General features: G+C 65.3%; 13 protein-coding genes. 9 read left to right on the forward strand and 4 right to left on the reverse strand.

Annotation, left to right across the window (positions count from 1 at the left end):
* Nucleotides 1–290: 290 nt before the first annotated feature.
* From JDY09_RS00005 to gyrA, 6 genes are all read left to right on the forward strand, one after another.
* On the forward strand, nt 291–1625 hold the full coding sequence (locus JDY09_RS00005; RefSeq protein WP_274716769.1) for a DnaA ATPase domain-containing protein: 1335 nt from the start codon (nt 291–293) through the stop codon (nt 1623–1625).
* Nucleotides 1626–1688: 63 nt separating this feature from the next.
* Nucleotides 1689–2792: a DNA polymerase III subunit beta gene (dnaN, locus tag JDY09_RS00010; RefSeq protein WP_274716770.1), complete on the forward strand. Its 1104-nt coding sequence runs from the start codon at nt 1689–1691 to the stop codon at nt 2790–2792.
* Nucleotides 2793–2796: 4 nt separating this feature from the next.
* Nucleotides 2797–3879, forward strand: coding sequence for a DNA replication/repair protein RecF (recF, locus tag JDY09_RS09940; RefSeq protein WP_428837445.1), 1083 nt, complete (start codon nt 2797–2799; stop codon nt 3877–3879).
* 10 nt (nt 3880–3889) lie between these two features.
* Complete coding sequence (locus JDY09_RS09945) at nt 3890–4195, forward strand: DUF721 domain-containing protein (RefSeq protein WP_428837446.1); 306 nt, start codon at nt 3890–3892, stop codon at nt 4193–4195.
* A gap of 129 nt (nt 4196–4324) precedes the next feature.
* Nucleotides 4325–6763, forward strand: a complete 2439-nt coding sequence (gene gyrB, locus JDY09_RS00015; RefSeq protein ID WP_274716771.1) for a DNA topoisomerase (ATP-hydrolyzing) subunit B — start codon at nt 4325–4327, stop codon at nt 6761–6763.
* 44 nt (nt 6764–6807) lie between these two features.
* Nucleotides 6808–9378, forward strand: coding sequence for a DNA gyrase subunit A (gene gyrA / locus JDY09_RS00020; protein WP_274716772.1), 2571 nt, complete (start codon nt 6808–6810; stop codon nt 9376–9378).
* A 2-nt stretch (nt 9379–9380) separates the two neighbouring features.
* On the opposite strand, the gene JDY09_RS00025 is transcribed toward gyrA, so the two are convergent.
* From JDY09_RS00025 to JDY09_RS00040, 4 genes are read right to left on the reverse strand one after another with little or no spacing between them, the layout of a single operon-like run.
* Nucleotides 9381–10022 (reverse strand): HNH endonuclease, encoded by a 642-nt coding sequence (locus JDY09_RS00025; RefSeq protein ID WP_274716773.1) that lies wholly within the window; start codon nt 10020–10022, stop codon nt 9381–9383.
* Between the two features lie 50 nt (nt 10023–10072).
* The gene (gene pheA / locus JDY09_RS00030; RefSeq protein WP_274716774.1) at nt 10073–10945 is read right to left on the reverse strand and encodes a prephenate dehydratase; all 873 of its coding nucleotides are present in this window, start codon (nt 10943–10945) and stop codon (nt 10073–10075) included.
* Between the two features lie 32 nt (nt 10946–10977).
* Nucleotides 10978–11502: a DUF4446 family protein gene (locus tag JDY09_RS00035; protein WP_274716775.1), complete on the reverse strand. Its 525-nt coding sequence runs from the start codon at nt 11500–11502 to the stop codon at nt 10978–10980.
* 54 nt (nt 11503–11556) lie between these two features.
* The gene (locus JDY09_RS00040; protein ID WP_274716776.1) at nt 11557–12516 is read right to left on the reverse strand and encodes a hypothetical protein; all 960 of its coding nucleotides are present in this window, start codon (nt 12514–12516) and stop codon (nt 11557–11559) included.
* A 241-nt stretch (nt 12517–12757) separates the two neighbouring features.
* On the opposite strand from JDY09_RS00040, the gene JDY09_RS00045 reads away from it, so the two are divergent.
* From JDY09_RS00045 to JDY09_RS00055, 3 genes are read left to right on the forward strand one after another with little or no spacing between them, the layout of a single operon-like run.
* The gene (locus JDY09_RS00045; RefSeq protein ID WP_274716777.1) at nt 12758–14824 is read left to right on the forward strand and encodes a serine/threonine-protein kinase; all 2067 of its coding nucleotides are present in this window, start codon (nt 12758–12760) and stop codon (nt 14822–14824) included.
* Nucleotides 14821–15576, forward strand: a complete 756-nt coding sequence (locus JDY09_RS00050) for an FhaA domain-containing protein (protein WP_274718012.1) — start codon at nt 14821–14823, stop codon at nt 15574–15576. Before JDY09_RS00045 ends, JDY09_RS00050 begins: the two co-directional genes overlap by 4 nt.
* A gap of 5 nt (nt 15577–15581) precedes the next feature.
* Entirely contained in the window at nt 15582–16058 is a 477-nt protein-coding gene (locus JDY09_RS00055; RefSeq protein WP_274716778.1) for an FHA domain-containing protein, read from the forward strand.
* Nucleotides 16059–16061 lie beyond the last annotated feature (3 nt).

The following is a 16061-nucleotide window of genomic DNA, read 5'->3' on the forward strand; positions in this document are numbered from 1 at the left end:
CGCCCGCAGATTTGCACGCGTTTTGCGAGATGCGGCCGCCGACCTCCGAAACAGCAGCAATGCCGGCCATAGACTGCGCCGCGTAGATGATCTCCAGCCACCGACTGCTCACCCCGACCCGAGCACGGCTAGCCAGGCCCCCAGCAGAGCTAGCGGACGAATCGTCCGCCCCTGATACTCAGCCTTCAGTCGACTTTTCGCTTGCCAGCGACCTCAACGACCGTTTCCACCACGAGTTGTCGCAGCTAGTCCCACGCGTCGCTTACCGCTTGTGGCTTGCAGACCTGTCCTTGAAGGCGCGCGATGGCGACGCGGTCGACGTTGTCGTTGCCCCATCCCGCCTGCGCTGGGTGACGGAGCGCTACTCCGAGGTGATCATCCGTGCGTGCGAACGCGCAACCGGATCCGCTCCTCGCGCAATCCGAAGCGATACGTCACTTGGCGACGACAGCGCCAGCGCAACGCCGCCCGCCCATCGACCGCACGACAGTCTCGCCCTTCCCCGCGACCCCGACCTCACGTTCGAGACGTTCGTGGTCCACGAGGGATCACGGGTAGCTCACGCCGCCGCCCTCGCCCTCGCCGAATGCAGCGACACCCCCTTCTCGATACTCCTCCTCACCGGGCCTACAGGATGTGGCAAATCCCACCTCCTCAGCGCCATCAAACACCTCGCCGCCAGCCCCGCCACCAACACCACCGTCCTGCTCACCGACAGTGACCACCTCACGCGAACAATCGCAACGGCGGCTCGCAAGAGACGCGTAACCGACGTCGCCACACTACTCGGATCATTCGACCTCATCCTCGTCGACGACGCACACACCCTCGCCGGCCGCCCAACCACGCTCGCAGTGATCGCAGAGCTCGCACGCTCCTGCGCAACTCGCGCAAAGCGCCTTGTCCTTGCCGCCACCAGCGACTCCGATAACCCGCCCCTCGCGCTCCCCCTGCCCGACACCTCACTCCTCCACGTCGAGCTCTCCCCACCCGAGCCGCCTGCCCACGTTCCGATCCTCGAACAGCTCGCACGACGCCTTGGCGTCGACCTCCCGCCACAAGCCCTCAAACGCATCGCGGAGATCTCGCCCCCGCTTCCGAGTTCGCTCGCCCACTCCCTCTTGCGCGTAAGCGCTTACGCGAGCCTCCGCGGCGAACCACCCAGCCCCGAGCTCGTCGATCGTGTCCTCGACCGCATCCCTCCTGCCGAAACCCCCCGACCCGACAACCCGACAGAGCTGCTCGCCAGCGTCGCACGCGCCTTTTCCGTACCCCTCGACTCCCTGCGCGGTCGCTCCCGCGCCACCCTTCCCTCTCGAGCTCGCGCCGCCGCGGCACTACTACTCCGAGAGACACTCCGTGCCTCCCTCCCCGAGATCGGGCGCCTGCTCGGGAACCGCAGCCACACCACCATCATCGGCCTACTCCAATCCGCACAGCGCCTCCTCGACAGCGACCCGCAGTTCGCTCACGCCGTTGCCAACGCACGCGCCTCCCTTGCCCGACCCGAGCTCAACCCTTCCTTGCGCCACCGTTCCGACATTCACCCGACAGTTCGCCCCACCACCACGCAACCGCACCCCACCCGACACCGAACCGACAGTTCCCGTGAACGCCCAGCATAAGCTTCCCGCGCCTCTCGCACTCCAGCCGACAACATCCGACCCTCCTACGACAATCCATCACTCTTGCAAGTAGCAATCGACAGATCCGCCCTCGCCTCTGCAACCGCGATCGCCGCTCGCGCGATATCGACCCGAACGTCCCTTCAGGTTCTCACCGGCATCCATCTCGATGCCCAATCCGACCACCTCCGCCTTACGGCGACCGATCTCGAACTCGCGCTTTCCGCCACGGCGCCCGCCACCGTCGCGCACGCCGGATCGACTGTCGTACCTGGCCGCATCTTCTCCGAGATCGTTCGCTCCCTTTCAGCCCCTTCCGTCGAACTCGCGCTCTCTGACGACACACTCTCCCTCACCGCGGGCAGCGCGCGTTTCTCTCTGCGCACTCTCCCCTCTGACGACTTTCCCCTCCTCGACACCACCCCGCACTCCTCGCCCCTCTCACTCCCAGCCACACTCCTCACCGAAGACATACCGCGTGTCGCCCGTGCCGCCTCGCGCGACGAGACTCGCCCCCATCTCACAGGAATCCTTCTGACGGCAACCGGCGACCACCTTCGACTCGTCGCCACCGACTCATACCGCCTCGCTCTTTGCGAGCTCGCTGCACCCACCACCACACTCGACGTCAACATCCCCGCGCGGTCTCTACAAGAAGTAAGCCGTATCGCCGCCAACAGCGAAGCACAATCAGTCTCGCTCGCAGTCGACGGTAACCGCGCCCTCTTCTCGATCGACTCCGTCCTCCTCCAATCCCGGCTCGTCGAGGGCCGCTTCCCGAGCTACGAACAACTAGTCCCCGCCGAATGGGACCACGAAGTTCATGTCGACCGCATCGAGTTGCTCGACATCGTCAAGCGCGTTTCCCTTGTTGCTCAACAGCATACGCCTCTGAAATTGACACTCTCGTCTGGACAACTCACGCTCTCCGCTCAGGCACCCGACGTAGGCGAAGCCACCGAGTCTCTCCCTGTCTCCTACAACGGCACTGGCCTCACCATAGGCTTCAACCCAGTCTTTCTGCGTGACGGACTAGAGACAGCACTCGAGGACTCAGTCGTGCTCCGCTTCCTAAGCCCCCTCCGCCCCGCCCTGATTGAATCGACAAGCTCCGACAACTCTAAACGCTTCCTCTATCTTGTTATGCCGATAAGGCTTGACTCCTAAGCGTGTGCTTCTTACCAGCGTAAGCCTTCGTAGCTTTCGCTGCTTTGATAAATTCGATATTCCTCTCGACGGTGGACTGAACTTGCTGGCTGGCCCCAATGGGGTTGGCAAAACAACAGTTCTTGAAGCCATCTATGTAGCACTCACTGGAACACCACTGAGGCATGGAGGACCAACCGCCTTGGTGGCCTGGGGTAAGCCCTCCGCTAGTGTCATTCTGCGCTTTATCCCTGACCCTTCCGAGGCCCAAAGGCGCTACGAACGGTCGCTAATCGCAAAGTGCAGTCCTAGACGAGTGAGCTCCCTCCTCGACTCCGTACCGCTCTCCCGCACTGAGCTCGAGAAGTTGCGCCCACCCCTGTGTGTATTCACACCTGCGCGCGCCGAGATCGTCCGCGGGAGCCCTGGGTTTAGACGCTCACACTTCGACACCCTCCTGTCCGCCCTCAACCCCTCTTACGCACAGCTGATCCGCCGCTACGGGATATGCCTGCAGCAACGGAACACTGCGTTATCCACCGCCCCGGACGCACACGTTGATGCGTGGGATGAGCAACTCGCTGCTCTGGCCTACGAAATCCACACCCACCGCAGCCAACTCGTCCAGCGCCTGGTTCCATTTATCGAGTGCAGGGCTCGCGCACTTGGTTTGATGGGCGTCTGCGTGAGCTACCACCCCCACGGCCCTGCTGGCAGCCCGGAGGAGTGTCTTGACGCTCTCCGCAGAGCACGGCCTAGTGATCGTCTAAACCGCCGCACCAGCGTGGGCCCCCACCGTAGCGACTTCACCTTCGACCTCGCGGGCCTTCCCGCCCGGACGGCGGCATCGCAAGGCCAGCAGCGCCTTATAGCCATAGCTCTTCTCCTCGCCGAGGGCGATCTCCTCGCAGCTGTCCGCGGGCGCGTGCCACTGTTCCTATTCGACGATGCGCTCTCCGAGCTCGACCCGCACTCGGCAGAACTCGTCCTCGCGCAACTGTCAGCCACCCACCAATCCGTCCTCACGGCTACACACACCGCCCGACTTGCTCAACATCCATCAGCCACCATCATCGATTTAGCGCCTTCCAGCGAACAGGTGCACTAAAGGTCATTACATGCGTCGCATCGCCCCGCGCCATCTCTCTCGCATCATTGCCACCCTTTCTCTCCCTGGCGCCGATCCGTCTCCGGAAGCCGACCCGGCTCTTACTGCACTAACTTTTGCTTGGCGCGATGTGGTCGGTACCCTTATCGCGACTCACTCTCAGCCCTGCTCATTAGACGACGGAGTGCTTACGTTGTCTTGTAGCGAGCCGGCCATCGCTTCTGAGCTGTGCCTGCGTGAACGCGACTTGTGCCACGCACTATCGCAGCGAGGCTTTCGCGTTGCTGCGATCCGAATCCGCTCCCCCCGCACTTAATCCCGCGCTCTACCAACAGCTTTTCTCCGCCGATACCGCCGAGCGACTTGATAAACTTCAGCTGCGCCCCTATTCCTGCCATCCGGCAGCGCGCATTGAGTCCCATTTCCACGTCTACTCGCCACGCACTTGTCCGACGACAACCGCAACACAAGCTCGCAAAAGGGGAGCGACTACACCGCTAAGGATATCGCCGTCCTCGAGGGCCTCGAGCCTGTCCGCAAGCGGCCCGGGATGTTCATCGGGTCCACCGGAGTTCGGGGCCTGCACCACCTCGTGTACGAGGTTGTCGACAACTCTGTCGACGAGGCACTCGCGGGCTTCTGCGACACGATCGAAGTCGTCATCCACCCCGACAGCTCGGTTACGGTCACCGACAACGGGCGCGGAATCCCCGTCGACATTCACAAGGAGACCGGTAAGCCCGCCGCCGAGCTTGTTCTGACCGTTCTTCACGCCGGCGGCAAGTTCGGCTCGGGCACGGGCTACAAGGTATCGGGCGGTTTGCATGGTGTCGGAGTGTCGGTTGTGAACGCCCTTTCGGAGTGGCTACAGCTCACCGTCTGGCGCGACGGTGGTGAGTGGCACCAGTCATACGACCATGGTGTACCGAGAGGACCCTTGAGTCGGGTCGGTCCATCCGATCGCACTGGCACCAGCATCACCTTCCGTCCTGACCCCAACATTCTTGAGACACTGGACTTCCAGCGCGAAACTCTCGCTCAGCGGTTCCGCGAGCTTGCCTTCCTCACTCAAGGGCTAAAAATTACCTTTCGTGACGAGCGCGGCGAGCCCTACGAAGAAACCTTCTACTACGAAGGCGGCATCAGCGACTTCGTCCGATATCTGCACTCGCAAGGAACTCGTCAGCCAATCCACCCCACGATCATCACGATATCGGACGCTGACGCGTCGACCGGCGCTCAGGTCGACATTGCGATGCAGTGGAACGACTCCTACCAGGAATCGGTTCTTTCCTTCGCTAACAACATAAATACGCATGAGGGCGGCACACACGTTTCCGGCTTTCGCTCCGCCCTGACGCGGACACTCAACGGCTACGCCCGGCAGAAGGGTGAGCTGAAGGAAAAGGACAACAACCTTCAAGGTGAGGATGTGCGCGAAGGCCTCACCGCCGTGATCTCGGTCAAGCTACCTGAGCCGCAGTTCGAGGGCCAAACCAAGACCCGCTTGGGCAACCCGAACATCGAGGGCTTCGTCCAGCAGGCTGTGAACCGCGGGCTAGCGGAGTTCCTGGAGGAGAATCCCTCCGAGGCCCAGCGGATTGTTCGCAAAGCGATTCAGGCTGCCCAAGCGCGCGAGGCGGCACGCAAGGCGCGGGAACTTACACGTCGCAAGAGTGCACTCGAAAACAGCACGCTCCCAGGCAAGCTGGCCGACTGCACGGTACGGGATCCGCAGCTAGCAGAGCTGTTTGTTGTTGAGGGAGATTCGGCTGGTGGCTCCGCGAAACAGGGACGCGACCGACACACGCAGGCGGTGCTACCGCTGCGGGGCAAGATCATCAACGTCGAAAAGAATCGAATCGACAAGGTGTTGTCGAACCAAGAGATACAGGCATTGATAACCGCTATCGGTACGGGGATTCGGGAAGAGTTCGACATTTCGAAGGCGCGTTATCACAAGGTGATCGTGATGTGCGACGCGGATGTCGATGGTGCGCACATCCGCACGCTCGTTCTCACTTTCTTGTTCCGTGAAATGCGCGAATTGATCGAGGCGGGCTACGTGTACCTGGCGAAGCCGCCGCTGTACAAGGTAAGGGTCGATGGACAGGACGTGTACATTGAAAAGGAAGCACAGCTTGAAGAGCTGCTGTTGAGAGACAAACTTGAGGCGATAGTCGCTACCGATAGCACTGGGCGACGCTTCAGGTTGACCAAGGCGCGCTGGCAGCGGTTGATCGATCTCCTTAAACAGCACGAGGCGTGGACAAACTCCCTGCGCGCGCGGCACGGCCACGACGCAGTCGAGGTGATGGAGAAGAGCGGTCTCCTCGACGCAGGCGTAAAGAGCGATGGCGAGGCGATCGAGTTTCTGCGCGACGCAGGAGCCGAGCGTCAGCGCGAGGTCACGAGTGACGTGCTTGCGGAGGATGCCGTTGCGCTCAGGGTTCGCCTCGTCGAGCAAGCGACAGGACTGGCTACGACACACGACGTACCACGCGCGCTGTTCGGCGACACCGAGTACCGGAGCCTGGTCAAGGTCCACCACGAGCTGATCGCCCTGGCGGGCGCACCTCCGTTCACCGTGGCCTATCAGAAGCGCAGCGAGCGAGCGACATCGTTCGCCGAGCTACGCAGAAAGGTGCTCGAGGTCGCTCGGGAAGGTGTGCCCCTACAGCGCTTCAAGGGATTGGGAGAGATGAACCCCGACCAGCTCTTCGAGACAACCATGGATCCTCGGCGGCGAACTTTGCAGCGGGTGACAGTCGAGGACGCCGCCGAGGCGGATCAAATCTTCTCGATGCTGATGGGAGACCGGGTCGAACCGCGCCGAGAGTTCATCGAGAAACACGCGCGCGAGGTGCAGAACCTCGACGTCTAGCGACGCGGAGAGGGCGCTAGGACTCTTGTGGGGAGCGTAGGCCGATGGCGATCGATCAGCTAACAGACGGAAACATCGAACCGCGCCCGATCGAGGAGGAGATGCGCACCTCCTACCTCGATTACGCGATGAGCGTGATCGTCGGTCGCGCGCTCCCTGATGTGCGCGACGGGCTTAAGCCCGTCCACCGCCGTGTGCTCTACGCGATGCACGAGTCGGGCCTGCAACCCAACCGGCCCTACCGCAAGTGTGCGCGCGTAGTTGGGGACGTGATGGGCAACTTCCATCCCCACGGCGACGCGGCAATCTACGACGCCCTGGTGCGCCTCGGTCAGGACTTCACGATGCGCTACCCGCTCGTCGACGGGCAGGGCAACTTCGGCTCGATCGACAACGACCCGCCGGCGGCGATGCGCTACACCGAAGCGCGTCTCTCGCGGCTCGCGACCGAGATGCTTCGCGACATAGACGCTGACACCGTCGATTTCGGGCCCAACTACGACGACTCCCGCCAAGAGCCGCGCGTACTTCCGGCGCGTTTCCCCAACCTCCTTGTAAACGGCGCCTCTGGAATCGCCGTGGGCATGGCGACGAACATCCCACCGCACAACCTCGGCGAAGCCATCGACGCCGTAGTCGCCTTCATCGACGACCCGGCGATCGATGTGGACGGCTTGATGCGGCACATCAAGGGGCCCGACTTCCCGACCGGCGGAATCATCGTCGGCCGCGACGCGATCCGCAAAGCGTACGAGACCGGTCGTGCGGGCATCGTCGTGCGAGCCCGCGCCCACATCGAGCCGCTGCGCCAGGGCAAGCAAGCGATCGTCGTTACCGAAATGCCCTATCAGCAGGCAAAAGGTGACGGTCGCAACGAGGGCGCCGGTCTCATCAAGAAGATCGCCGAACAGGTCCAGAACGGCCGCATCAAAGAGATCGCCGATCTCCGTGACGAGTCGGACAAAAACGGCATCCGGCTCGTCATCGAGCTTAAGCGCGAGGCAAAACCGAAGGTCGTTCTCAACAAGCTCTACAAGCACACGCCGATGCAGACCACCTTCGGTGTGAACATGGTGGCGCTGGTCGACGGCGTCCCACGCACCCTCGGCCTTATCCAACTCATCAAGAACTACGTCGACCACCAGCGCGAGGTGGTCGTTCGCCGTACCAAGCACGAGCTCCGCGAACGCGAGCGACGCTTGCACATCCTCGAGGGCCTCCTCGTCGCGATCAGCGACATCGACGCGGTGATCGAGCTGATCCGCTCGTCGCGCGACCCCGAGACGGCGCGCGCGCGATTGATGGAGCGCTTCGAGCTCACCCAGATCCAGGCCCAGGCAATCCTCGACCTACGGCTGCAACGCCTCACCGCGCTCGAGGCGGACAAGATCCGCAAAGAACACGCCGACACGCTCGAACGAATCCGCGAGTTGCGCGAAATCCTCGGCGACGAGCGCCGGGTGATGGCCCTCATCAAGGAGGAGCTGCTCGAGATCAAAGAGCGCTACGCCGACGAACGGCGCACCGAGATCACCAACGCCGAAAGCGAGATCGAAGCCGAGGATTTGATCGCCGACCAGCAGATGGTCGTGACGATCACGAAGTCCGGGTACATCAAATCCATCCCCCTAGCCACGTATCGCAAGCAAAAGCGCGGCGGTGTCGGGGTGACGGGGATGGAAACCAAGGAGGACGACTACGTCGAGCATCTCTTTGTGTGCTCGACGCACGACTATCTGCTCTTCTTCACCGACCGCGGCCGCGTTTACCGCTTGAAGGTCTACGAGCTCCCCGAGGGGTCGCGCACCGCCAAGGGTCGGGCGCTCGTCAACCTTCTGCCGCTCCACCAAGGCGAGCAGGTTCGGGCGGTTTTGTCGACACGCAACTTCAGCGAGGGCCGCTACCTCGTTTTTGCGACCAAACAAGGGCACGTCAAGAAGACCGAATTCCAGGCCTACAACACACCGATCAGGGCCGACGGCATCATCGCAATCAAGATTCGCGACGGTGACGAGCTTGTGTCGGTACGACGCACGAGTGGCAACGACACGATCCTCATGGTGTCGAGTGCCGGGCTAGCAACGCGCTTCCACGAACGCGAGGTCCGGCCGATGGGTCGCGACACGACCGGTGTGCGCGGCATGAACCTGGCCCGCGGCGGGGAAGTGATCGCGATGGACGTGGCCAGCCCCGGAAGCGAGCTGCTGGTCGTGACCGAGAACGGCTACGCGAAACGCACACCCGTCGAGGAGTACCCCGTCAAGGGCCGTGGCACCATGGGGGTGAAGACGATCAACCTCACCGAGCGCAAGGGCAAGCTCGCCGGGGCGCTCGTCGTGCGCGAGAACCAAGAGATCGTGGTGATCTCGCAAAACGGCATGGTGCAACGCACGGCGGTTCGCGGAATCTCGCGCCAGGGTCGCGCCGCCACCGGCGTGCGGCTGATGAACCTGCGGCCCGGCGACCGGGTCAGCGCGGTCGCTGTCGTCCTCGAGGATGGATCCGGCAGCGACGCCCCGGGCCGCCAGCTGGCCGATGACGCTACCGGTGGCGAGCAGACACTGCTCGACACGGCCGGGCCCGAGGCTGGCGACTCGCCCACGAAAGCCGACTAGGACTAAGCCGCGTCGGGCAGGTAGCGCAGCCAACTCTCGGGCAGGCGTGGCACCGCGACACGGACGAAAATCGTGGGCGACGGCGGGCGTGGACGGCGCAGTGGCACCATCCCCGCTTGATCGGGCAAACGATCGGCCTTGCGTCGGTTGCAGGCGGCGCAGCAGGTGACGATGTTCTCCCAGGTCGACGTGCCGCCTTTCGAGCGCGGCACGACGTGATCGACGGTGAGCGTTCCCTTGTTGTCGCCACAGTACTGACACCGCCAACCGTCGCGCGCGAACACCGCGCGGCGCGTGATGCGCCGCGAAAACGTCGATCGCGGCACATGGACGTAGCGCAGCAAGCGGATAACCGACGGACGGGGGAGCGACACCCGCTCGGCATGCAGCGATTCCGCACCGCGCTCGACGATCTCGGCGCGCGCCTTAAGAACAAGAACCGTGGCCCGGCGCACCGTGCAAACGTTCACCGGCTCGTAACTCGCGTTCAGGACCAGCACTCGAGCCCGCTCTACCCCGCGCCGCCCGCCCTGGTCCCCAGCGGGCGACGCGCCGTTAGGGTCGGGTTCGGGATCGACGACCTCGGCGATCCCGGCCGATGCGGGATGGACAGCCACGGTCGCGGCCAGTGTAGCCGCACCCACCGCGATTTCGGTCGCTCGACTGTGGTACCGGGTCGGCGCCGCTACCTCGCTCAGCGGGTCCGCAGCACGGGGTAGGAGCCGAGTACCCGCAGCTCCTCGACCCGCCCGGTGAGAGCCGCGAGCGCGTCGGCCACCCGCCGCTCGCGCGGCGATCCCTCCAGGTCGCAGAAGAACATGTAGTGACCAAGCCCGATCCGCCGCGGGCGCGATTCGATGCGTGTCAAGTTGATGCCGCGCGACGCGAACTCGCCGAGCACTGACACCAGCCATCCCGGCTGTTCGTCGCCGCCGCCCCAGAACACGACCGACGTTTTGACCTCGTTCCCGTTTGCCGCCGGCTGGTGTTCGGCGCGCGGCTCTACCCACACGAAGCGCGTCTCGTTATCGGGATGGTCGGCGACGTTGCGTGCGAGGACGGTCGCTCCGTAGCGCTTCGCGGCGAGCTCCGAGCCGAGCGCGGCCCACGGCTGCATGCTCGCGACCACCGTCCGCACCGCCTCGGCGGTCGAGGCGCAGGCGACACGTTCGGCAGCCGGCAGCATCCGGCGTAGAAAGTTGCCGCACTGTGCTGTCGCTAGCGGGTGCGAGTAGACGCGGGTGACCTCGGCGAGCGGCAGCGCCGTGCGCGACACAAGGCAGTGACTGATCGGATGGACGACCTCGAGCTTGATCGCAACACGATCGGCGAGTTCAGCGAGCGCGTCGAGGGTCGCTGCGACCCCACCCTCGAGCGCGTTCTCGATCGCCATCACCCCGTAGCGCGCGCGCCCCTCGGCCACCGCTTCGACGATGTCGCGCTCGCTCGCCATTGGCAGCTCGAGCACGGCCACGTCGTCACCGACGATGCGCGTTATCGACGCGCGCAGCGCTTCCTCGGTGAACGTACCGGGAGGTCCGAGGTATGCAACCGCGACTTCGCTCAACTCGCCGCGCAAGCGTCGTCGAGTCGATCCACTCAGGCGCGACCGTCCGCTACTTCTGGGCTGTCTCCGCTGCTCGCCGCGCGCACGCACTCCTCCTCCTCCGGCGACAGCGGAACGTCCGGCTTCCCCGCTGTGAGGCGTTTCGCGTACAGGCGCGCCTGCTCTCGGTGCACGATCGAAGAGAGCACGAGCCCGTTGCCACGGCGGTCGAGCAGCGCTAGCGAGGCCGACTGCCGTCCCGACATCTCGTTGTAGGCGTCGTAGCGAACGAGCGCGTGACGGTCGACGCAGCGCGCGAGCTCGTGGGACACACGGGCGATCTGCTGGTCGAGCTGCTCGGCCAGCGTGGCGACACGGGCCTCAAGCTGGTCGACGGCCCGTTGAAGTTGCGCTGCGTGTGCGACGAGGTCTCGCCGATCGTGGTCGCCGATCAGCACCCGTTGGTCGTCACGCAGCCGGCGCAGGGCGCTGTTCTGCACGAGGACAGCTACCACGGCTAGCGATGCCAAGGCGGCAGCGACACCAGCGAGCGCGAGCTGCAGAGCGCTTTCGTCCACGGGGCCGCAACTGTACTAGCGCTGCAGCGCTCGGAAGGTGGGAGCAAAGGGCGCTCAGCGGGTAAAGATCACGTTCGCGCGGATCACATTGTTGTCGGTCTTGCGCTCGCCCGGGACCGGTTCGACGCGGATCTCGACCGGGAGCTGCTCGCCTGTTGGCGGCTCGTCGGTGATCGGGATCGTCACCTGAGCGGTCGCTCCCTTGGCGATCCGCGCGATCCGGCCCGACGCTGTGATCGCCGAGCCGCTACCGATCCGCACCGAAACACGGACCCCTGTCTCGTCGCTATCGCCCTGGTTCGCGACTTGGACCTGGGCGGACAGCTCCTGACCTAGCGTGACTGTCGCCGATCCGCCATCGGTGAGCGCCTGCCCCCCCAGACTGGCGCTGACGATGCCCGTACCGTGAAGCCCTGTGCGGGCGGCTTGGTCGGCTCCAGCCCCGCTGCGCAGAGCGCTGACGCCGTCGGCGATGGTCCCCGGGTCGAGCAGCGATAGATCGTTCACCACCTCGCTGCGCGGAGCTGTCACCTCGTCGGCGATCCCCTCCTTGGAGAGCACGCTGCGCAACTCGGTGAGGAAGCGCACCCTGTAGAGAACATCGGCTGCGAGCAACGTTTGCACTTCAGCCGCGACGCGCTCGGTGGCGGTAGCGGAGTCGCTCTCGCCCAGCGCTACGGGCAACTCGTCGGCCGTGCGCGCGATGGCATCGCGACGCAGGGCGAGCACCTCCAGCAGGTAGCGGTAGGGAAGTGCGACGTCGTCGGGGCGGCCAAGATCTTCGAGACGCGACACCAGAGCCCGCGACTCGGTTCGCAGCGTGTTCAGCTGGTTCTCGACCTCAACCGGGTCGGTACCGCGCTCACCGCCTTTCAACAGCGCGACCAGCGCGCTTCCCTGCGAGTTCGACTCGCGCACCAGCGCGGCAGCGTCCCCTACCCAGTCTTTGATCGCGTTGCGCTTGCGCGTCTCGAGGCAGCCACGGACACCGAGCGCCGAGAGAATCACGAACACGAAGACGATTCCCGCCGCTACCGCGCGCCTGACCAGGTAGGGGTTCTGGCCGCCAGGCGGAACGCGAGATCGAACCGTTGGCTGGCTTTCTTCGAACAGTTGCGACTCCAGCGCTCGTGAAGTTGGTGAAACGCCAAGTTGTACGTCTACCGGTTCGACCGGTCGCTCGCTACTGTCCCCGCATTACCGGAACGGTGTTAGTTGAAGCTGAGCTGCGAACGACCGGGCAGGTCACCGGAGTATGACTGGCGGGGAAGGTAACGCTACGGGCCGGGCTCCAGAGCCGAATCGCGGCGGCACTGGTGCGCGCTTCGCCGTCGGCGATACGCTGCCGCCAGACGGGCGCTATCACCTCGAGCGGCTTGTCGGCAGAGGCGGCTCGGGGCTCGTTTTCGCCGCGAGCGACAGCCGGCTCGGCCGGCGCGTCGCGATCAAGGTCGTCGATCGCGACTGGGCTATCCCCCGTGTGCGGCGCGAGGCTCGGATCGCTGCTCACCTCAACCATCCAGCGATCGTCACGCTCTTCGAGTTGATCGAACTGCCCGACGCGTTGATTTTGGTTTACGAGCTCGTCGACGGACCCGACCTCAACCGCGCTCGCGGCTCCGGCCTGCGCTTCGAGGTGGCAGCTGTCGCGGAGATCGGGACAGCGATCGCTGACGCGCTTGCCTACGCTCACGCCCTCGGCGTAATTCATCGCGATGTCAAGCCGCACAACATCCTTCTCCCCGCTGCTCATACGGCGGGCGCACCGGCCGCGAAGCTCGCCGACTTCGGGGTCGCGCGAATCGGTGTCGAGGTCGCGCGCTCGCTGATCGAGGACACGCACCTGCGCGCGGGCCGCTCGCTCACCGCCCCCGGCGAAGTAATCGGCACGCTCGCCTACATGGCGCCGGAGCAGGCGCAGGGTGCCGACGTAGGGCCTGCGGCCGACGTCTGGGGGCTCGGAGCGTGCCTGTACGAGCTCCTCGACGGCCGCAGCCTGGCGGAGCTGCGACCGACGCCGTGGTCGCCATTACCGCCGCTCGAGCCGGAAGTGAGAGGGGTTCCCGCAGCGCTCGCTGACCTGGTGACGCGGATGGTCGACGCCCGTGCTGAGCGCCGTCCGAGCGCCGCAAAAGTGCGCGAGGGGCTTGCCCGCTTCGCTGACGGGGGCCGTACGACCGTGACGCAGGTAGCGAGCGATCACGAAGTAATGCTCCCGCGCGCTTCTACCGTGCGCACGCAACCGACAGCGGGCTCGCAACCGACGGTGGCGCTCGAGGCCGCGACGGCTTATATCGCGCCGTCCGAGACCGTTCCGCTAGACCGCTCCCCAGGCTCTCGACCAGCAATCGGCACGGGGGGGCACCTGCGCGCGGCCCACGATCCCCGGTACGCCCCGACGCTGCAGCTCGTTCACGGCAGCGCCGGAGTAGCGCTCGACCATGCGGCGGTGTCCGACCACCGCCGTGGGCGGTGGTGGTCGCGCCTGGCGACAGCGCTACAGGCCACGACGCTGGTGCTTGCCGCTGGCGGGCTAGCGCTCGGCGTCAACAGTTCGGACGCTTCGCTGCCGGTCGCGCTAGCAGTAGCGGCTGGGGTGCTGTCGCTACTTTGGCCCCGCCTCGGGCTTGTGCTGGGGGCGGCAGCTGCGACCGTGCTGATAGGTCTGATCGCAGGCGAAGAAAGTGGGTCGAGCGCTCTGGTCGCTCCGGCCGTTGCGATCACGGCGGCGACAGTGAGCATCGCCGTATGTTTCGAGCAGCCAGGGCTGTTCGCCGTAGTGGCTGCTGCACCGCTCGTAGCGACTGTCGGCACGGGCCTTCCCTGGGCGGCAGCGCTTGCCCGCATTCGCTTCCCGGCGCAGCGGATCGGCGTCCTCGTGTGCGGACTACTGTGGGCGCTTGCTCTCGAGCTCGCCAATGGTGCTGTGCTCTGGTTGGGCACCTCCTCGTCGTGGGCGTTCAGCGGCGGCGCATCCGCGGCGCGGGCCCTGCACGTCCTGGCGATGGAGATCGCGGCGTGGACGGTGGCGATCGTCGGTGCTCTCGCTGCGGCGCGTTTGGCGCCGCGCATCGCAGCCGCGACCGGAGCGGCCGTGGCGCTGGCTGTACTCACGCTCACTGCGGCGCTCGGCAACCCCAGTGTGTTCGAGGGCGAAGCCGGTCTCGCTGTGGTCGCGGGAACGGCCCTCGCCTACGGCGTCGTGGCGCGCGGCCACCAGCGGCTGCTGCGCCGCGCCGCCGCCGGATCGGAACACCCGGTGGCGGCTCGTGTGCAGGACGCGGAGGGGCGCGCGCCGCTCTACCCTGCGGGTTGGCCGTGAGCGTCTTGCGCAACATCGAATCGCGGCTCGGCGCCTTTGTCGAGGGCGTGTTCGGCCGTGCGTTCCGCTCCTCGGTCCAGCCGGTCGAGATCGCCGAAAAGCTGGCGCGCGAGATGGAGGAAAACCAGGTCGTGTCGGTCTCGCGCGTGTACGCGCCGAACCTCTATCGGGTCTATCTGTCTCCCGAAGACCGCAAACAGTTCGAGAGCTACGAAGAGGCGCTGCGCAAAGAGCTCTCCGACTATCTGCTCGAGCACGCCCGCAACGAAGGTCTTTCGCTCACCAGTCGACCACGCGTCGAGTTCCTCACCGACGAGCGCCTCAGCGTCGGCGAGTTCGGCATCCAGGCGCAGCTGCTCTCGATCGGGGTCGACGACGCTGGGGAGCGCGTCCCGCGCCCGGCAGAGTTCGGCGAGACGATGGTCTATTCACCCGAGCGTGCAGCACGTCCTCTCGCGCCCCATGTGCCAGCGGCACAGACGCGTGCCTTGCTGATCGTCGACGGCAAGCGCATCGTGCTCGGCGATCGGACGGTGGTCGGGCGCAGCCGGGAGTGCGATGTGGTCGTTCCCGACCCGAACGCTTCACGTCGCCACGCCGAGGTTCGGCGGGAAGGCAACGGCTGGGTGGTGCGCGACCTCGGTTCGACGAACGGGACGCTGGTCAACGGGCGGCGCGTAGCGCAAGCACCACTCCGCCACGGTGACCGATTGACCGTCGGTCTCACCGAGGTCGTTTTCGAAGTCGAGTAGCGGTCATGAACGACCCGCTCGTCGCGCTGCTCAAGCTCGCCTTCCTGGTGGTCCTATACCTGTTTCTGGTGTGGGTCGTGCGCAGCGCCCGTCGCCAGCTCGACGTCGCCGGTCCGGCGCCGCCTGAGCCGGTGATGGCCGCTGTTGGCGAGAACGCGCGTGCCGTCGCGCTCGATCTGCACGCCGGCCTGCGCCCGCGCCTAGAGGTCGTCGCTGCTCTCGGCCACCAACCCGGGGAGGAGCTAGCGATCGACGGTGGCGCGACACTAGGGCGAGCAGCCTCCGCGGACGTCGTCGTGCAGGACCCGTTCGCCTCGGCCGCGCACGCGCGCATCTTCGGTCACGGTGGGTTCATGTGGATCGAGGATCTCGGCTCGACCAACGGCACGTACGTGAACGGTCGCCGCGTCACGTCGCCGCAACGTCTGCGCCCTTCCGACGTGATCCGGATCGGTGACAGCGAGTACAGGTACTGGGAGTAGACC

The organism is Thermoleophilum album, assembly GCF_028867705.1.
Taxonomy (GTDB): domain Bacteria; phylum Actinomycetota; class Thermoleophilia; order Solirubrobacterales; family Thermoleophilaceae; genus Thermoleophilum.